The organism is Vibrio sp. OPT41, from assembly GCF_015163595.1.
GTDB lineage: Bacteria > Pseudomonadota > Gammaproteobacteria > Enterobacterales > Vibrionaceae > Vibrio > Vibrio alginolyticus.
Map to the genome: position 1 here is coordinate 130,233 of NZ_JADDYH010000067.1, position 17,988 is coordinate 148,220.

At 45.9% G+C, this 17,988-nt stretch carries 18 protein-coding genes; 15 read left to right on the forward strand and 3 right to left on the reverse strand.

Translation table 11 applies throughout. The features are described 5' to 3' along the window. The 7 genes from IQP38_RS26730 to IQP38_RS22350 all read left to right on the forward strand — a co-directional run. A partial coding sequence (locus IQP38_RS26730) for a flagellar basal body rod C-terminal domain-containing protein (RefSeq protein ID WP_322621762.1) occupies positions 1-152 on the forward strand: 152 nt, incomplete at its 5' end. A gap of 32 nt (positions 153-184) precedes the next feature. Next, positions 185-856 carry a flagellar basal body L-ring protein FlgH gene (flgH, locus tag IQP38_RS22325; RefSeq protein WP_017635111.1) on the forward strand — a complete coding sequence of 224 codons (672 nt, stop codon included), beginning with the start codon at positions 185-187 and terminating at the stop codon, positions 854-856. After that, on the forward strand, positions 841-1,977 hold the full coding sequence (locus IQP38_RS22330; RefSeq protein WP_086026720.1) for a flagellar basal body P-ring protein FlgI: 1,137 nt from the start codon (positions 841-843) through the stop codon (positions 1,975-1,977). The genes flgH and IQP38_RS22330 overlap by 16 nt, the downstream gene beginning before the upstream one ends. Before the next feature lie 10 nt (positions 1,978-1,987). Then, positions 1,988-2,536, forward strand: coding sequence for a rod-binding protein (locus IQP38_RS22335; RefSeq protein ID WP_005374002.1), 549 nt, complete (start codon positions 1,988-1,990; stop codon positions 2,534-2,536). After that, positions 2,537-3,910, forward strand: coding sequence for a flagellar hook-associated protein FlgK (gene flgK, locus IQP38_RS22340; protein ID WP_005374000.1), 1,374 nt, complete (start codon positions 2,537-2,539; stop codon positions 3,908-3,910). Between the two features lie 13 nt (positions 3,911-3,923). After that, positions 3,924-4,823 (forward strand): flagellar hook-associated protein FlgL, encoded by a 900-nt coding sequence (flgL, locus tag IQP38_RS22345; RefSeq protein WP_005373998.1) that lies wholly within the window; start codon positions 3,924-3,926, stop codon positions 4,821-4,823. Between the two features lie 18 nt (positions 4,824-4,841). Continuing rightward, positions 4,842-5,882 carry a flagellin gene (locus IQP38_RS22350; protein ID WP_005373996.1) on the forward strand — a complete coding sequence of 347 codons (1,041 nt, stop codon included), beginning with the start codon at positions 4,842-4,844 and terminating at the stop codon, positions 5,880-5,882. An 88-nt stretch (positions 5,883-5,970) separates the two neighbouring features. Here IQP38_RS22350 and IQP38_RS22355 read toward each other — a convergent pair whose 3' ends face one another. Next, complete coding sequence (locus tag IQP38_RS22355; protein WP_416222593.1) at positions 5,971-8,634, reverse strand: DUF2339 domain-containing protein; 2,664 nt, start codon at positions 8,632-8,634, stop codon at positions 5,971-5,973. 440 nt (positions 8,635-9,074) lie between these two features. Between IQP38_RS22355 and IQP38_RS22360 the strand changes: the two genes are divergently transcribed. From IQP38_RS22360 to IQP38_RS22375, 4 genes are all read left to right on the forward strand, one after another. After that, a complete protein-coding gene (locus IQP38_RS22360) occupies positions 9,075-10,874 on the forward strand; it encodes a cation:proton antiporter (protein ID WP_104980407.1) in 1,800 nt (599 codons plus the stop codon). A 238-nt stretch (positions 10,875-11,112) separates the two neighbouring features. Continuing rightward, positions 11,113-12,132: a type 2 isopentenyl-diphosphate Delta-isomerase gene (gene fni / locus IQP38_RS22365; protein WP_025768016.1), complete on the forward strand. Its 1,020-nt coding sequence runs from the start codon at positions 11,113-11,115 to the stop codon at positions 12,130-12,132. A gap of 194 nt (positions 12,133-12,326) precedes the next feature. Then, positions 12,327-12,590, forward strand: coding sequence for a DUF3012 domain-containing protein (locus tag IQP38_RS22370; protein ID WP_005373992.1), 264 nt, complete (start codon positions 12,327-12,329; stop codon positions 12,588-12,590). Positions 12,591-12,841: 251 nt separating this feature from the next. Continuing rightward, complete coding sequence (locus IQP38_RS22375; RefSeq protein ID WP_017635116.1) at positions 12,842-13,240, forward strand: GFA family protein; 399 nt, start codon at positions 12,842-12,844, stop codon at positions 13,238-13,240. 93 nt (positions 13,241-13,333) lie between these two features. Here IQP38_RS22375 and IQP38_RS22380 read toward each other — a convergent pair whose 3' ends face one another. Further along, positions 13,334-13,684, reverse strand: coding sequence for a rhodanese-like domain-containing protein (locus tag IQP38_RS22380; RefSeq protein WP_042523331.1), 351 nt, complete (start codon positions 13,682-13,684; stop codon positions 13,334-13,336). 267 nt (positions 13,685-13,951) lie between these two features. On the opposite strand from IQP38_RS22380, the gene IQP38_RS22385 reads away from it, so the two are divergent. The 3 genes from IQP38_RS22385 to IQP38_RS22395 all read left to right on the forward strand — a co-directional run bounded on the left by IQP38_RS22385 (position 13,952) and on the right by IQP38_RS22395 (position 16,189). Further along, complete coding sequence (locus IQP38_RS22385) at positions 13,952-14,242, forward strand: co-chaperone GroES (RefSeq protein ID WP_005373989.1); 291 nt, start codon at positions 13,952-13,954, stop codon at positions 14,240-14,242. A gap of 33 nt (positions 14,243-14,275) precedes the next feature. Beyond that, positions 14,276-15,874, forward strand: coding sequence for a chaperonin GroEL (groL, locus tag IQP38_RS22390; protein WP_005388702.1), 1,599 nt, complete (start codon positions 14,276-14,278; stop codon positions 15,872-15,874). A 105-nt stretch (positions 15,875-15,979) separates the two neighbouring features. Continuing rightward, positions 15,980-16,189 carry a hypothetical protein gene (locus tag IQP38_RS22395; RefSeq protein WP_005373984.1) on the forward strand — a complete coding sequence of 70 codons (210 nt, stop codon included), beginning with the start codon at positions 15,980-15,982 and terminating at the stop codon, positions 16,187-16,189. Positions 16,190-16,320: 131 nt separating this feature from the next. Here the strand turns inward: IQP38_RS22395 and IQP38_RS22400 are convergent, their stop codons facing one another. After that, a complete protein-coding gene (locus tag IQP38_RS22400) occupies positions 16,321-16,932 on the reverse strand; it encodes a LysE family translocator (RefSeq protein ID WP_005388704.1) in 612 nt (203 codons plus the stop codon). Between the two features lie 109 nt (positions 16,933-17,041). Here IQP38_RS22400 and IQP38_RS22405 point away from each other — a divergent pair, with 109 nt between their 5' ends. Next, entirely contained in the window at positions 17,042-17,932 is an 891-nt protein-coding gene (locus tag IQP38_RS22405) for a LysR family transcriptional regulator (protein ID WP_005388706.1), read from the forward strand. Positions 17,933-17,988: the final 56 nt, after the last annotated feature.

Consider the following 17,988-nt stretch of genomic DNA (forward strand, 5'->3'; position numbering starts at 1 on the left):
GCATTATCAAGCAAGGTGCACTGGAAGGGTCAAACGTACAAGTAGTAGAAGAGATGGTCGACATGATCACCACTCAACGTGCGTATGAGATGAATGCGAAAGTGGTCTCTGCTGCAGATGACATGCTGAAGTTTGTTTCGCAATCAATGTAAGTATGAAATTGGTGATGATGAAGGAAAAAGCAATGAAATGGCTTTCTAAGAGTTGGGCAGTAGCCGCCGTGTTGCTGGTGGGATGTGCTGGCCGTCAGGAATTTATTCCGCCTGAGCCGAATGCTGAGGAATATGCACCACCAACGCTCGATTACACGCTGCCGGAAACCCAATCTGGTAGCCTTTATCGTCACCAATACACGATGACTCTGTTCCAGGATCGTCGTGCTTACCGAGTTGGCGATGTATTAACGGTTCAATTATCAGAAGAAACCTCATCGAGTAAAAATGCGGGTACTAAGTTCGGTAAAAGTTCAGCAATTAACTTTGTGGCGCCGACCATAGGCACGAAAACTATCGATGAGTTAGGGGTTAGCGTGGATGGCAAACGTAACTTCGATGGCAGTGCATCAAGTTCACAAGGCAACAAGCTTCAAGGTGCCATTACGGTAACGGTACACGAAGTATTACCTAATGGCGTATTGCGTATCAGCGGTGAAAAATGGCTTCGTCTGAATCAAGGCGACGAGTTTATTCGTCTAACCGGTATCGTCCGTGTGGATGATATTAACCGCAGTAACCAAGTTTCTTCTCAACGAATTGCTGATGCAAGAATTACCTACGCAGGTCGCGGAGCGCTAGCTGACAGCAACGCAGCCGGGTGGCTAACTCAGTTCTTCAACAGCCCATGGGTACCTTTCTAATGAAGACAATGCAATCTTTCTTTATGTCTCTCCTATTGGTGTTGACCTTGGGACTACCAGGCACTTCACGTGCTGAAGCGGAAATTCCGATCATGGACTTGGTCGATGTTCGCGGCATTCGAGAAAACCAACTGGTTGGTTATGGTTTGGTAGTTGGCTTAGCCGGCCAAGGTGACCGAAACCAAGTGAAATTTACCTCTCAATCTATTACCAACATGCTACGTCAGTTTGGGGTTCAAATTGATGACAGTATGAACCCTAAGCTACGAAATGTGGCTTCTGTGAGTGTGACAGCGTCCGTTGATCCAATGGCAGGCCCAGGACAAACGTTGGATGTGGTTGTGTCTTCAATCGGTGATGCAAAGAGCCTTCGTGGTGGTACGTTATTGCTAACGCCTTTACGTGGTATTGATGGCGAAGTGTACGCGATTGCGCAAGGCAACGTGGTTGTGGGGGGCTTATCTGCAGAGGGGCGAAGTGGCTCCAAAGTAGAAGTGAACACACCAACGGCGGGTCGCGTTCCGAATGGTGCGACTTTAGAGAGAGAAATCAAAACCGATTTCAACCAACGTGATGAAATCACCCTAAACCTGCGCAAGCCTAGCTTCACTACAGCAAAAAATATTGCGCGTGAAATTAACAACACTTTTGGACCTAACGTTGCAGTTGCGATCAATAAAGCGCGCATTGATATGCGTGCACCAAAAGATACACAGCAGCGTGTCGTCATGATGTCGATGCTTGAAGAAATGAGCGTCGTTGAAGGCCGTAAACCTGCTCGTATTGTCTTTAACTCTCGCACTGGCACCGTGGTGATCGGTAAGAGTGTCAAAGTGAGTGAAGCAGCAGTAAGTCACGGTAACTTAACCGTGCGAATTTCTGAATCACAACAAGTTAGTCAGCCTAATGCGTTTGCAAATGGCGATACGAAAGTCGTTAACCAAACGGATCTTGATGTGAATGAAGATCTCGCTCAGATGGTGATTTGGCCTCCAGGCACGGAACTTAACACCATAGTTAATGCGGTAAATAGTTTAGGTGCCACGCCTACAGACTTGATGTCTATCCTGCAAGCTTTGAGTGAAGCGGGTGCATTGAACGCTGAATTGGTCGTGATATAAGGAGTTAAGGATGAAGCTAGACAGTACCAATGAACAAACTCAGTTAAATTCGATGCTTTATCACGACAATAGTGCATTGGCTAACATCAAGCATAGTCGTGATCAAGAAGGCGCACTTGAAGTCGTCGCAGGTCAATTTGAGGCAATGTTCCTACAAATGGTGTTACGCCAAATGCGCAGCAGTAGTGATGCTCTTGCTGATAAAGACAGCCCGTTTGCCAGTCAGCAACAAGGGGTATTCCGTGATATGTATGACGGTCAGCTGGCGATGGAACTAGCAAAGAAACAGAGCTCAGGCATTGCCAATATGCTCATCCAGCAGCTGAGCCCGTCTATGCGTGAGGTTGCTTTCGATGCTGCGCGCAACATCTCATCCGCTAACGATGGTAAAGCTTCGAATTCTGAATCTATCTCACAAGTAGATTCTAAAGAGGTGGAGAAGAATTCAAGCCTATTTAATACCGCTTCTCAAGCCGTCGCCTCTGTTAAACAGGTATTCGGTGAGGCCGGTATGACTACCGCGTTTTCTCAGCCGTTGATCAGAAAAATGGAGCTGTAAATGAACCTAGTTAATATTGCCCTTTCAGGTTTAGGCGCGAACCGTGTGGCCCTAGACGTAACCGCGCAAAACGTGGCAAACGTGAATACCGTGGGTTACAGTCGTCAACAAGCGTTGATGGCATCTGTCGATGATGGTAAAGCCAATCGCTTAAGTCCAGGTTTAGGGGTAGAAGTCACTAGCATTCGCCGCGTTACTGATCAATTTCTGATTAAGCAAACGTGGTCGACTAACAGTATGGCGGCATACGCATCTGGATACACCAGTAACATGAGTCAGCTGGAGAATACGCTTGGTGCCGATGGTTTCAGTATATCGGCTGGCTTGGACTCGCTAAACGCTGCGCTTAACGATGCGACCGTTAAGCCGGAATCCATACCTTACCGCCAGCAGATCATTAACGAATCTGAAGCTTTGGCCCGCCGTTTTAATACGCTTACCGAGTCTTTATACAATCAACATAAAGACATGAGCGACCAACGTAATGCAGCGCTTAACCACGCGAATAGCCTTATGGAAAATATCGCGAAGGTGAACAAGCAACTGGTAGAGATGCAAGGTACAGGTGGTAACCCATCACAGTTAATGGATGAACGAGATAGGTTAATCGGTGAGTTATCTCAAACCATTGAAATCAAAACAACACAGCAGCATGACGGCAGTGTTCAGGTCACACTAACCTCTGGTCAACCGCTTGTGATGGGTACGGACCATGGCAAACTGGAAGCCATTCCTGACCCGAGTGATCCTTACTTGGCGGACTTACACGTCACGTTCTCGAATCAAAGTTTTGCGATTGGTGACTCGCTTGGTGGCAAATTAGGTGCGATTAATGACTATCAAACCGAAGTGTTGAAACCAAACCAATTGGCTCTGAATGACATGGCGAAAGCTCTCGCGGATGAATACAACGCCGTGCTTGCGACTGGCAAAGACTTAAATGGCAACCCAGGTAAACCTTTGTTCAGCTATGACCCAGCAAACCCTGCAGCCAGTTTGGATATTACCAAGCTAACTCCAGATGAGCTTGCGTTCTCAAGTGATGGAACACCTGGTAACGCAGATGCGTTGCAATCATTGATCGAGTTAAGCAACAAGCCAGTGGCGGTATCAGGTTACGGCTCAGTAAGCTTGAACGATGCCTTTAGTTCAATGGTGGGTCAAACCGCAATTAAAGCACGCCAAGCTAATGCTGATTATCAAGCGAAGTTAGCCATGAACAAGCAAGCGCACGCAGCTCGCGATAATGTTAGTTCCGTAAACAGCGATGAAGAAGCGGCTAACCTAATGATGTTTGCTAATGCGCACAATGCCAACATGAAAGTGATCAGCACAGCAAATCAACTGCTCGATTCTATTCTGCAGTTATTCTAAGAGGAAAGTTTAGATGCGAATTAGTGACAATCAATTTAGTCAAATGATGTTGCACAGCTTGCAGAGCAATAGCGCGGGATTAGGCGAAGCTCTGCAACAGATGTCTACTGGCAAGCGCTTAACCAAGCTGTCTGACGATCCAATGGCTTCGATCAAGTTGCTTAACTTAGACCGAGAAACCAGTGCGATTGCTCAGTACAAAAACAACATTGAAAACGTAAAAACGACGCTATCGAGTCAAGAAACCCATTTAGATTCGATCAAAGAAAGCTTAAAAAGCATGCGAGACATCGCGCTTTGGGGTGCGAACGGCTCTCTTACTGACGAAAGTCGTGGCGGTATGATTACAGAGCTTAAGAGTTACCGTGACTCTATTGAGTCGTCTTTTAACGCGCAGGATGAAGAAGGGCACTACCTTTTCTCTGGTACTAAAACGGATACTGCGGCTGTAAGTAAAGCGAGCGGCAGCTACGTAATTGAAGGTAATAGTGACAAGCGCGTAGTAACAATTGCTAAAGGTGTCACGATGGATTCCAATATGACTGCAAAAGAAATATTGGACCTTGGGGGAGGCCATAACGTGCTTAACCAAATTGATGCGCTGATCAAAGAGTTTGAGAGCCCTACCGCCAACTTCAGAGCTGAAGTTGAGGCGAGTATCAGCGCTATCGACGATACTTTTTCAAACGTACTAGGGACCATGACTGAGATTGGTGGTCGACACAACAACTTAGATCTTGTTGGTGGCGCGCACAGTGAAAACAAGCTGTTCGTTGACAAGGTATCTGGAGACCTCTCTGCTCTGGACTATGGTGAAGCGTCGGTACGATTGAGTAATTACATGGCCGCTTTGCAAGCAACGCAAGCAAGCTATGTGAAGATCGATGGTTTGTCGCTGTTTGACCGTTTATAAGGTTAGGAAGTTCTTTTTATGGTAATGAGTACAGTAGAGGTTAGACCCCATAGCATACGCTTAGGTGGACAAGAACAAGCCTCTATCATGCCGACCCGTTCTGCAGACTCAAGTACGGCAATTAAACCGCGTCCGGCGCAAATTCAGGCTGACACTGCGTCAGCCTACTCTGTATCTGGTATTCAGCTTACGCAGGGTCAGCAGCAAGCCACGGCGGTTCAGATCGCGTCCAAATCGCTGCAGGTGATTGGCAAAGAGCTCACGCAAATTAAACGTGGTTTGACGCAAGCTATTAATCAAGGCGTACAAAATGTTCCTGGTTTGCAGGATACATTGGTTCGTTCTAAAGCCACCATCCAAAAAGTCGTTGAGCAAGCACGTTTCGATGGCCAGAAAGTCCTAAATAACGAACTGCACTTAAAACTGGATAAAGCGGACATTCGTCGCTTTTCTATTCCAGGTTTGAATGTTCATCGCTTAAGCGACAAGGCCGAGCAAATCCGTTTGGATTTTCCTCAAGGTCAAGCGGTGATGATTCAGTTTGATGGACAATCAGACGGTGAGCGAACGGTCAAAATGCTGGATCGCAGCTTGATTGCGTTAGGAATGCGAGCCTCATTAGCCGATGATGGCAGCATTTTATTTGAAGCCAGAGACAACGCTTATCAACAAATGCAGCAAAAGGTGATGGTAACGGGGGAAGGGCACCGATTCCCTGCGGGACAGCCTAACGTTTTGAACTTAAAGTCTGAGCCAGATGGTATTGCGGAGCTCGGGTTTGATCTAGGCTCACGCGACGGCATCAAGCAGACGATTGCCAAAGTAAATCAGCATCTGAAACAAGTTCAAACGAGTTTGCAAGAAGCGAAAGCTTTTCATGGTGAACTGAATACTCAAATGCGTTCTATCCAAACCAAAACCGCACAGCTTTCAGTCAATGAGGTGAATGCAAAACTGGATGGATTCATGCAAAAGTCTGGCGAGTTTACTTCGACTTTTCAGGCATTGAATGCGCAAGCAAACGTGCGTCGTCATACCGTGGTCGCTTTACTGAAGTAACGAACACTCCAATGATTCCCTGCTTTACACTGTTATCGTCCCCCAATAACGAAAACAGCGCACTGTCGGGAATCTCTCTTCGACTCGTCTAGGGCTCGAGTGCTTTTGCCACCGAACGATTCAATTTCTGGAATAGCCATCCAAGTGCTATCAAAGACGCACCTAAGCCTAAGAAGCTTATCGCTCGCCAGAACCCATCCAGAGAGCTCACATCCCATAAGAATACTTTCAGTGCGACACAGGCAAGGACCACTAGACCGACACGCTGCATCATCAGCCCCTGTTGGGTCACGCCGCGCCAAGTCAGCAATCCACCTACGAGCAAGCCAGCCACTGAATAACTGAACAACTCAGCCATGCTGGTTGGCTGATACAGCATCATCGATGTGGTTTGCCAGAATTGACGGATAGACATCCCCAACCAAATGGCTGCAAGTAAAAAGCCTAGACTAGCAATCGCAAATCGATGAACTTGCAACGTATTCCAGCGTTTAAAGGCTGCGATAAGCAGGATGCAAGCTGGTAACAGCCAGCCGATACTCAGCATGTTAAAGATGGGAAGTGCTTGTGCCGAGACGTTATCAGTCACCAACGGCGATTCTGCCGTATTAAGCAAAATAATCAATATAGCGAACGCGCACCAAAGCAAGTAACTATAGATTTCGTAGATACGGCTTAAGCGTTGCGCAAATTGGCTGCGGTAGCTGTATACCAAACCCATAACTAATGCTTGATTGGCAAAGACTGCCGCACTTGTGAAGTCGATGTGCCCCAAGTAACCATATTGCCCCGTTAACCAGTAGTTAGTTTGGGTGAACAATGCCATTAAGAATACATGTAAAAACGCCCCTTCAAACCAGTTGGTCAGTTCTCGGTCCACTTGTTTTAGTGTTGAACGAGCATAAGACAAGATGAAGAGAGAAGGCAGATAACTCACCAGAACCCAAGCCCAATGCCCAGCTTCTACCGGTTGCCATTCGGGGATGAAAGGTAGCAGCGTGAGTCGGATAACCAGTATTCCCATTGCCACTTTAATCGCCCAACTCGCAGGTCGAAATAACCCGAATTGAGCCTGTAAGGCCATTATCGCAACTTGTATTGAGATTGCTGTTGTTAACCAAGTATCACTCAACCAAACAAAAGCGATACCTACGATTAAAGCATGCATAACGGCAGAGCATTCTAATGCCAACGAACGTGCACGCTGACCAAGCACAGCATAGTAAGTGGCCATCAATGCGCAGAATGCAGTCCAATACCACAGGTAGCCTTGCATAAATTCGTCAATATAAAACAACGTAATTAAGCTCATCGCGGGAGCCAGTACCAGCAGAAGCAGCCCACTGAGTTGCGAACGGTCACTAAGTGATTGGCAATATGTTCGATAGCAGATCAGCGCAATACTCACCGCCAATGCGAATAGGATGCTAGCTTCTCGCTCTAACATATACAGCGCATCAAAAGCGATGGTAAGAACAATCAGCGCGGTTGCCGAGACGAGAATGGATGGCAAAAATACACGTAATGACCAGCCTGTACGAAGTGCTGGTAGCCAGATGATCGCAACAAGCAGCGTATAACAGTACGCCATTTGTAGAGCGTTCAGCTCCGGCATTCTGGTGACGGCAGAAAAGGTCAATAAAGTAGTTGCGAGAGCGGTAGCGGTCGGCGAGTTTGTCCACTTGCTTTGATAGTGACGAAAGCGAGGATTGAGCATCCAACCCATTCTCGGAACCGCGAAAATGAGATACAAAGTGATGGAGAGATAAATCGCGAGCCACGAGAACAACCGTTCTGTTGGTACACTCTCAATCAACAGCAACATCCAAATGACATGTGGAATCGCGATACTTGGCGTAATCCATGCCCTACGCACTTTTTGCATCAATAAGGTCGCCGCAAACGAAATCGCGCAGATGTATCCGGCTAACAAAAAGTAGTTGGGTTCACTACCTCCAATCCACAGTGGTGCTGTGTAGCCACCAATTAAGCCAAGCACGGCCATTAACGGCCCTTGTTGCAATGATAATGCTAAACTGAAAAATGCCGCTGAAGCCAAAATGATCAACGAGATACTTGGCGTTAGCATTTGATAAACCACAAAGGCAAAAATGACGGTGCAGTAAATGCCCGTTAATCCCGTACCGGTAACGGCAGCAGGAACATACGTAAAGCCTTGGGCTCGTGCTGCCCGCTGCGGATTCTGTTGTTCTTTACGGTGAAACCACTCGCCAACAAGCACCATAAGTAATGAGATCACAAAGGCAAAGGACACTCGCATAAATGGCGAAAACTGGATGTGACTACCAATCACCTGTACGAGATAACCTCCACCGATCAGCATGGCCAATGCGCCTACCCAAACCAACCAATTTTCTTGGATGTTGCTAAGCAGGCTCTGAACTTTACTCTGAAGGAATGACTCATTTTCTTGACTAAAAACATCCAGTTGCACTTCTCTTATCTGGGCGTACCCTTGATTCGCAGCGCTCTGGTCCAAGTCTAGGTTGGCAGCTGGATCATGTTCCCCAGAGGATGAGACATTTTTCTGTTGTGATTCTATGTGAGGTGACGTCGCTACAGATGGTGTGTCTTTTTCGATGCTGGATTGTTGGTGCACTTGTGGGCTTGAGCCCCCATGGACACTGGCTCGTAGTGATGTGACTTCCTCACGAAGTTTGGTTAGTTCTTTTTCTAAAAGTGCAGCTCGGTTGGCGGCTTTCACTCCGATGAGGATGGCGAGACACGCCATGAACAGTGCTAGTATTACGTACAATCCATTTCTCCTTGCGTACGTCGCGTGACCCACGATTCTTAACTTTGAGCACTTACGCTAAAGCTTAGTTCATGCTCTATGCCTTAGCCTCATATAGTGCTAGGTTCCGCGCTTTCTTTAGAAATCATTCTACATAATGAAACTCAATGCGTAATGATGAATTCGACAAAGTCGCACACTTGTGTGCCACTTTAAGACCTGATGAACAAAAATGAGTCGTTAAGTCATTGGGGGTCAACTATATTCATAGTTCTGATGCGATCGCCAAATGACTTCAAACATGTGCGTTTCGTAGCGATGTCATCGAAGGTCAGTCGTTTGATTTGCACGTTCGGTAGTTTCTATCTGACCGTAAGGCTGAATGTATTCGGGTATAGCGCATTCACGCGAAAAAAGACAAAAACAGGTAATTATTGATGCAAGTGGGTAATGAAGCGCTGGTGCTGTCAGCGGTTGGGGTTATTGGTTTAGGTTGCCAATGGTTAGCTTGGCGATTGCGTTTGCCAGCGATTTTATTTTTGTTGTTGGCAGGGCTGATCGTCGGGCCATTTATGCAGTGGTTAAATCCTGATGAGATATTAGGTAATTTGCTCTTTCCGTTGGTCTCTTTGGCGGTGGCAGTGATTTTATTTGAAGGCAGTTTGACCTTAAATTTTAAAGAAATTCGTGGCGTGAGTGGTTCGGTATGGAGCATTGTTTCCATCGGGGCGATCATTTCGTGGGCGGCGACCAGTATCGCAACACACTATTTCCTCGGCTTTACTTGGGAGCTTGCCATGTTGTTCGGCAGCTTAACCGTAGTAACAGGGCCGACGGTCATCGTGCCACTTCTACGAACCGTAAGACCTAACAGTACGCTTGCTAACATTTTGCGATGGGAAGGGATTTTGATTGACCCGCTCGGTGCGCTTTTTGTTGTGATGGTTTACGAGTTTATCGTATCTCACAGCGCGATAAATAGCGTCGAAGTGTTTGGGACGATCATTGCTGTCGGCGTCATGCTAGGTGCGGCCTCAGGCTATGCAGTTGCGACGATCATGCGTCGCTCTTGGCTACCGGAATATTTGCAGCCATTTGCGGTTTTGATGGTGGTTCTAGGTGTATTTTCGGTCTCTAACCACATTGAGTCTGAAGCTGGGTTACTAACCGTCACCGTAATGGGTATGTGGCTCGCAAACGCTAAAGACATCAATATTCAGCAAATTCTGCACTTTAAAGAGCATTTAACCATTTTACTGATCACCGGATTGTTCATCTTCCTTGCGGCTCGAATCAGTCTGGATGATTTTGCTGCGCTAGGTAGCGGTGCGTTATTGTTGTTTGTATTTATGCAGTTAGTGTCGCGTCCGTTATCGATTTTTCTTTCAACCTTCCGCAGCAACTTGCGTCTCAAAGATAAGCTGTTTTTGTCTTGGGTTGCACCGCGCGGTATTGTTGCTGCTTCGATTTCGTCTCTTTTCGCGATCAAATTGAACGAATACGGCATTGATGAAGCGATTTTACTGGTCCCTATGACCTTCATGGTGATTATAGGAACGGTCGTGTTACAAAGTGCGACGGCACGTCCTATAGCGCTGACATTGGGCGTCGCAGAGCCAGCACCACGCGGCTTCTTGTTGATTGGTGCTAACCGAGTTGCAAGAGAAATAGGGCAGGCGCTAGCGCGTTATGACCGTCGCGTATTAATGACTGACTCAAACTGGGAGTACATCAGTCAGGTTCGTATGTTGGGATTGGATTACTATTACGGCAACCCTATTTCTAGTCACGCGGACGACAACTTGAACTTGATAGGAATAGGTCAAGTGGTTGCATTAACGCCCGATCAGCATTTCAACATTATGGCTTGCATGCAATTCGTCGACGAGTTTGGGGAAGATAAAGTTCACTGCTTACAAAAAGTGAAAACCAACGGCAATGGCAGCGAGAAGCACTCCGTGGCTCAGGAGTACCATGGTAAATTGCTGATGGGCGGCAATGTAAGCTATACCCAGCTAGCCAGTATGTTAAGTCGTGGTGCAGAGGTTAAACACACGAAATTGAGCGATAACTTCACGTATCAAGATTATTTAGCGCATCACAAAGGTAGTTCAGTTGTACCGCTGTTCCATGTAGAAGAAAAAGGAAAAATTCAATTCTGTGATGATCCCGAACAGTTTGAACCAACGACGACAAGCACTGTTGTGTCGCTAATTCTGTCGGACAGCGTAAAGTAAACTACAGAGCAATGTGATCCATTTGCATCATGGGTATCGTACGCTGATTATCTCAATTTGAAGAGAAACTTGCCGGCTTGTTGAAAACGGAAAGCGAGTTTCTTTTCTTATAATGTCAGGGGCAGTCGAGATTCATTACTCGTTTCGGAAAAGTAATCCGGCAAATTCACAAAATTCGCATTGACGTTACTGATAAGGATCGCAATACTGCGCGACTGTTTTACTTTAGGGTGACATTATGGCTCCGCAAACTAACCGAAAAGATTTACACCTAGATGCTGTTTTACATCATGATATGAGCATGAAGCATAAAACGGCGGGTTTTGAGTCTGTCGAGTTCGAACACTGTGCGCTGCCAGAATGTGACTTTCACGCGATCGATTTATCGACAGAGTTTCTTGGTCATCAATTAGCGCTACCATTTTTGATTAGCTCGATGACTGGCGGAGCAAAAGACGCAGAAACGATCAATTGTCGTTTGGCTGAAGCCGCAAGCGAATTAGGTATTGCCATGGGTGTGGGCTCGCAACGGATTAGCTTAGAAGAAAGTCAGCATTCGGGCTTGGGTAAAACCATTCGTGAGTTGGCGAAAGAAGTACCGTTGTATTCCAACCTTGGAGCCGCTCAATTGCTCGATAAAGGTAAACTCGATAATGCGCAACGTGCGGTTGAGGCGATTCAAGCAGATGCCTTGTTTGTGCACGTTAATCCAATGCAGGAAGCGTTTCAGAAAAATGGCGACCACAATTGGGTTGGTGTTTTCCAGGCAATTGAGATGCTTAAATCTCGCGTGAAGGTTCCTATCATTATCAAAGAAGTCGGTTTTGGTATTAGCGGACACGTTGCGCAGCGATTAATTGATGCTGGTGTGGATGCAATTGACGTTGCGGGCGCGGGTGGTACAAGCTGGAGTGCGGTTGAAGGGTATTGCCAAGACAATCCGAAAATGCAGCGTGCAGCCGAGCTTTTCCGCGATTGGGGTGTCCCTACAGCAACATGTTTGGCTCAAATCCGCGCACTGCATCCTACATTACCGTTGATCGCCTCGGGAGGTGTTCATAACGGACTTGAAGCGGCGAAAGCCATTCATTTGGGTGCTAATCTCATTGGGCAAGCTGGTGCGGTATTAAAAGCTGCGACGATCAGCACGCAGTCTGTCGTCGAACACTTTGAACAAATGGCATTAGAGCTGCGTTTAGCGTGCTTTGGTACTGGCTCTTCTAAGGTTGGTGAGCTAACGAAAGCGCGCTGCCTATAGCTTTTAGAATGGCGCGCTTTACACAGAGTCGCTCAATAATTTTTCGATGTCTTAACACGTAGACTGATAATTTCGTTATAGTTGATACAAAAGTCACTTCAGCTAGTGACGCCTTTATTCAGACACTTGAATGGGCACGTGTTGAAGAGATTGAGTTTAATTTTACTATTGTTTGCAACTGGAACCTTAAATTTATGAAAAAACTAGTCATGCTGATGTTGGCGGCTTCTGCTTTGACCGCTTGTAGTGATGAAGTGGGCACTGAAGGCTGGTGTAACGACATGCGCGATAAGCCAAAAACAGAATGGACAGCAGACAACGCGGTAGACTTTGCAAAGCATTGTGTTCTGCAAGATGGTGTCGGCAGCGAGCAATGGTGTGAAAACCTGAAAGATAAGCCGAAAGGTGACTGGACTGCAAACGAAGCGACCAGCTTTACTAAACACTGCATTTTTTAAGCACAGCGGAAAGCGCCTTTTCTGAGGCGACATTCTGTGAGGTAAACACCAAGCGTTATTGCTTGGTGTTTTTGTATCTAAAATAGCTCGATTTTTCACGTGTCAGCGCACCTCCCTCTGAATGGAAAGTTTTACATTTTCGTTTCATTTTTGAAAACCTGTATTGCCTGTCTTTAATTTTTCGTATTGCAATGGCATGGTGTCGAGATAGCCATCTAATTCAATTAGATTCATAACAAAAAGGAATTCAAATGGAAGTACTAAAAGGCTCATGTCTGTGCGGCAAGGTAAAGTTGGAAGTGGCAGATGAATTTAAGTACATGGGAAATTGCCATTGCTCTGAATGCCGCAAGTTCACAGGTTCTGACTATTCATCTGCCGGTGGTATTGCGTTGGATAAACTGCTTATTATCCAAGGGAAAGAAGATATTCAAACTTATCAGAAAAGCGAAAATACCATGCTATGCTTTTGTCGCCACTGCGGATCAAGTCTGTATTCGAAAAAGAACAATGGGATCGTCAATATTCGCCTTGGTATCTTGGATGACACATCTTCTCACAAGCCTGATTTCCATATTTTTGTCGCGTCGAAAGCGCCGTGGCTCGAGATATCGGATAACCTGACTCAATTTGATGCAGGGCCAAAGTAGAGTTGTTGTAGATAAGTATTTAGAAACAGAGCGCGTTACAATACGCTTGCGACACGCTCTGCGCTTTTACTTTGTATATTAGAACGGAGACGACTATCTGGCGTCTTGTAGTTCTTCTAAGCCACCTGCATTGTGCAGATTCGTAAAGCCTTGCGTTTGTAAGTATTGATACGCTTTGCCAGAGCGGTTACCACTGCGACAGTACAACACGATAGCTTGATCTTTATCGACGTCTTGAAAATGTTTATCAAGTTCAGATAAAGGGAAGTTGACGGCATTATCCAAATGCCCTTCAGAAAACTCTTGCGGCGTACGCACATCGACAATCATCGCGCCCTTGTCAATCAATTGCCACCCTTGTTCAGCGCGTTCAGAAGCCGACACGTTGGGGGAGAGGAAGCCAACGCACAACGTTGCAAGAAATAGAGATACGGCCTTTTTCATTGTTTGATTATCCTTTTTAAGAGTACGTAACCACTCTAGATTTGATTGAGCATATTTTCCATCATAAAGAGATGCTAAGTAGTTGTGAATGCGATAATTCGATAGAAAATTTTATTTAATTTAATAAAAAATTTTTATCAAATTCACCTCTTGAACTCTAATTTTTCGACCTTATTATTTTCATCGAAAGCGAGCTGTCGACTCGCAAATCCATCTTGATGTTTATTTTGTCTTTTATTTTTGGTTCCAAGTAGGAGGCACTTAAAAATGAAAATTCGTCCTTTAAATGACAAGCTAATTGTTGAAAGACAAGAGGTGGAAAATAAATCTGAAGGGGGAATCGTTTTAACTTCTCAGTCGGTGAAAAAATCAAACCGCGGGAAAGTCATTGCTGTTGGTTTAGGTAAACGTCTTGAAAATGGCGAACGCGCTGCGATGGAAGTCAAAGTGGGCGACCAAATCATTTTCAATGACGGTTACGGCGTGAAAACCGAGAAAATTGACGGCGCAGAATACTTAATTCTGTCCGAATCTGATGTGTTAGCAATCGTTGAGTAATTATTTTTGTAGTAGTTTTTTGAGGAGATAACCATGGCTGCAAAAGACGTATTATTTGCTAATGACGCACGTCAAAAAATGCTGAAAGGTGTGAACTTACTGGCGGACGCAGTAAAAGTGACACTAGGCCCGAAAGGCCGCAACGTTGTGCTTGATAAATCTTACGGCGCGCCAACCATCACCAAAGATGGCGTGTCTGTAGCGAAAGAAATCGAACTGAAAGATAAGTTCGAAAACATGGGCGCACAAATGGTGAAACAAGTGGCGTCCAAAGCGAATGATGAAGCGGGTGACGGTACAACGACGGCTACCGTACTGGCGCAATCTTTCATCAATGAAGGTCTTAAAGCGGTAGCCTCTGGCATGAACCCAATGGACCTAAAACGTGGTATCGACAAAGCCACTGAAGCGGCGGTTGAGAAACTACGTGAAATGTCTAAGCCATGCAGTGACAAAGAATCCATCACCCAAGTGGGTAGCATTTCTGCAAACAGCGATCGCGCGATCGGTGAAATCATTGCAGAAGCGATGGAAAAAGTGGGTCGCAATGGCGTGATTACGGTGGAAGAGGGCCAAGGTCTAAACAACGAACTGTCTGTGGTTGAAGGTATGCAATTTGACCGCGGTTACTTGTCGCCATACTTCATCACTAACCAAGAAAATGGCAGCGTCGAGCTAGACAACCCTTACATCCTATTGGTGGACAAAAAAGTCAGCAGCATCCGCGAGCTATTGCCTGTACTAGAAGAAGTGGCGAAATCTTCTCGCTCGCTATTGATCATTGCTGAAGACATCGAAGGTGAAGCGCTAGCGACATTGGTTGTGAACAACATGCGCGGCATCGTGCGTGCGACCGCGGTGAAAGCGCCTGGCTTTGGTGACAACCGTAAAGCGATGATGGAAGACATTGCGGTACTAACTGCTGGTACGGTCATCTCTGAAGAAATCGGCCTAGAGCTCGAAAAAGCAACGTTAGAGCAACTAGGTAGTGCGAAGAAAGTTACCATCACCAAAGACACAACAACCATTGTGGGTGGTGCAGCAGAAGCAAGCGCGATTGCTGATCGTGTGGCTTCGATTGAAAAACAAATCGAAACAACCACTTCTCAATACGACAAAGATAAGCTTCAACAACGTGTTGCGAAGCTTTCTGGCGGCGTAGCGGTGATCAAGATCGGCGCTGCAACCGAAGTTGAGATGAAAGAGAAGAAAGACCGCGTGGACGATGCGCTACACGCTACCCGCGCAGCGGTTGAAGAAGGTATTGTTGCTGGTGGTGGTGTTGCCCTAACTAAGATCGCGAAAGAATTGGCGGATCTAAAAGGCGACAATGATGACCAAAACGTGGGTATCCGAGTTGCGCTACGTGCAATGGAAGAGCCTCTTCGTCAAATCGCAACTAACGCAGGTGACGAAGCTTCTGTTGTGGCGAACGCTGTTAAAGCGGGTGATGCCGATTACGGTTACAACGCTGCAACAGGTGAATACGGCAACATGATCGAAATGGGCATCTTGGACCCTGCGAAAGTAACACGTTCAGCGCTTCAATTCGCAGCGTCTGTTGCTGGCTTGATGATCACCACTGAAGCGATGATCACCAACCACGTTGAAGACAAAGAACTTGATATCTAACGTCATCAATCGTTAGTGATTAAGTAAGCGTTAAAATAACAATAATATTGCAAAACCTAAGCGGGCTCGCTTGAGCCCGCTAATCAGTCATTTGAGGTAAGTGTTATGACCCGTTTACCTGCGTTTTCTTTCTCAATATCTGAGCCGGGCGGTAATGAAGCTTCGTCAACGTGGCCGACTGCTATTCACTTCCCCCTCGTTCCAGCTGGGCCAGAGTTTTCAATCGAAAATGCTCTGCCTAAACGTCCGACAGTGACGATATTCACTATCGATCTGTCTCAGTTATTTAAAGGGGACGCTCGGGTCATCCATTAACTGTATCGAAACAGCCAGCGCACGTTGGCTGTTTTTTTCTAATTTAAAGTATTGATAATGTTGATTTTTATTTGATTGCTGCCACTTGTTCAATGATCAATTTGAACTGGGGTAATCGGACCGCAAGCGTACTACACCTTTAAGCCCAGCATTGCGCCGAAAATGATCAATCCCGCCCCACATGCTTGATTGAGTCGATGCTTAATCTTCAACAAGAAAGCTTGTAGCTGGGGTGACGTGAATAAAACAGCAACGATAGAAAACCAAATACCATGCAGCGCAATCATATAAATCCCGTAGAACAAGGCGATGTGTTGCTGACTAGAGTCGGGAGAAATCACTTGGCTAAAAATACTCAGAAAAAACAGCATCGTCTTGGGATTGAGTAAATTACACAGAAATCCCTGCATGAAAAATCGCCACATTGAATACTCGCTCTGTTGAACGGTTTCTGAGTTTGATGCAGGTTGCGAGGAGAATATTCCTTTAATCCCAAGGTAGACAAGATAAGCGGCCCCAAGATAGCGCACGAGATTAAACAACCATTCATTTTGTGAAATTAAGTAACTGATCCCCAGCATGGAGTAAGCGATGTGGATGCTGATCGCCATGCTGATACCAATCGCACTGTACACGCCTGCTTTTCGTCCTTGATTTAAGCTATTTCTTAATACCAAAACAAAGTCTGCGCCAGGGCTAATAACAATAAGCACACCTAATAACGCAAGAGTTACAAATTCCATATCGATTTCCTGTTTGAATGATGAAGTCTGGGATGTAGCGGAATTGTAGGCGTCTTTATTACTGACTATAATCGAAAAATATTCCCATATTGGTGAGAAAAACTCACAGATGCGTCACCTGAAATCTTTTTATGTATTCCACGTTGCGGCGAGCTCTTCAAGCTACACTGAAGCGGCTGACAAACTGAACATTACCCACGGAGCCGTGAGTAAGCAGATCAAGCAACTTGAGCAATATCTGTCTCAACCTTTGTTCTTCAAAGAGGGCAGGAAAGTCGTGTTGACGGCAGAAGGCGAATTACTCAAGACATACACAGAAACGGCATTCCAAACGCTAGAAACAGGCGTGAATACGCTTATTCAAGAGAAGCATCAGCATCTTGAAGTGTCTTGTGAACCGACATTAACCATGCGCTGGTTGATGCCAAGGTTGGCCGCGTTTAATGATGAACACCGTGCTGATGTTCGTTTGTCGACGGCTGGTGGCCCGGTAACATTAGGATCAACTGGGCTTTCGATGGCGATTCGTCGAGACGATTTTGCGCAGCATCACGATTACGACAAAACCATTCTTGTGGAAGAGTGGGTGGGGCCGGTATTTTCTCCTGAGTATTGGCAATCCATTAAAGACAATTTGAAAGCAGCTCGATTGTTGAATAGCCAAACCAGACCGAATGCTTGGGCGGATTGGCAGCAATCAACACGTTGTGAAACTTTCAACGGCAACACTCAGCAATCATTCGCGCATTTTTATTTTTGCATACAAGCCGCAGTGGATGGCTTAGGCGTCGCAATGGGATCGTATCCTTTTGTCATGGACGATATTAAGCGTGGTAATTTGGTCGCACCATTTGGGTTTTCTCCATCAAGTTGCAATTACGTTTTATTGAGTCAAGATAAAAAGCGTACAGAACTCGAACATAAATTTATCACGTGGTTACAAACGCAAATGGCAGAGTGTGTGCCACTGTCATCACAGCAGATTACGCAAGGCGAATAGAAGGCATAGAGCGAGATTACGTCAGTCAGTTTTATGGAAAAAGGCTTAGGAAATTG

Bases quoted from the DNA above. Each gene is read 5' to 3' on its own strand.
- flgH (WP_017635111.1), top strand. From the start codon at position 185: ATGAAATGGCTTTCTAAGAGTTGGGCAGTAGCCGCCGTGTTGCTGGTG.
- IQP38_RS22330 (WP_086026720.1), top strand. From the start codon at position 841: ATGGGTACCTTTCTAATGAAGACAATGCAATCTTTCTTTATGTCTCTC.
- IQP38_RS22335 (WP_005374002.1), top strand. From the start codon at position 1,988: ATGAAGCTAGACAGTACCAATGAACAAACTCAGTTAAATTCGATGCTT.
- flgK (WP_005374000.1), top strand. From the start codon at position 2,537: ATGAACCTAGTTAATATTGCCCTTTCAGGTTTAGGCGCGAACCGTGTG.
- flgL (WP_005373998.1), top strand. From the start codon at position 3,924: ATGCGAATTAGTGACAATCAATTTAGTCAAATGATGTTGCACAGCTTG.
- IQP38_RS22350 (WP_005373996.1), top strand. From the start codon at position 4,842: ATGGTAATGAGTACAGTAGAGGTTAGACCCCATAGCATACGCTTAGGT.
- IQP38_RS22355 (WP_416222593.1), bottom strand. From the start codon at position 8,634: ATGGCGTGTCTCGCCATCCTCATCGGAGTGAAAGCCGCCAACCGAGCT.
- IQP38_RS22360 (WP_104980407.1), top strand. From the start codon at position 9,075: ATGCAAGTGGGTAATGAAGCGCTGGTGCTGTCAGCGGTTGGGGTTATT.
- fni (WP_025768016.1), top strand. From the start codon at position 11,113: ATGGCTCCGCAAACTAACCGAAAAGATTTACACCTAGATGCTGTTTTA.
- IQP38_RS22370 (WP_005373992.1), top strand. From the start codon at position 12,327: ATGAAAAAACTAGTCATGCTGATGTTGGCGGCTTCTGCTTTGACCGCT.
- IQP38_RS22375 (WP_017635116.1), top strand. From the start codon at position 12,842: ATGGAAGTACTAAAAGGCTCATGTCTGTGCGGCAAGGTAAAGTTGGAA.
- IQP38_RS22380 (WP_042523331.1), bottom strand. From the start codon at position 13,684: ATGAAAAAGGCCGTATCTCTATTTCTTGCAACGTTGTGCGTTGGCTTC.
- IQP38_RS22385 (WP_005373989.1), top strand. From the start codon at position 13,952: ATGAAAATTCGTCCTTTAAATGACAAGCTAATTGTTGAAAGACAAGAG.
- groL (WP_005388702.1), top strand. From the start codon at position 14,276: ATGGCTGCAAAAGACGTATTATTTGCTAATGACGCACGTCAAAAAATG.
- IQP38_RS22395 (WP_005373984.1), top strand. From the start codon at position 15,980: ATGACCCGTTTACCTGCGTTTTCTTTCTCAATATCTGAGCCGGGCGGT.
- IQP38_RS22400 (WP_005388704.1), bottom strand. From the start codon at position 16,932: ATGGAATTTGTAACTCTTGCGTTATTAGGTGTGCTTATTGTTATTAGC.
- IQP38_RS22405 (WP_005388706.1), top strand. From the start codon at position 17,042: ATGCGTCACCTGAAATCTTTTTATGTATTCCACGTTGCGGCGAGCTCT.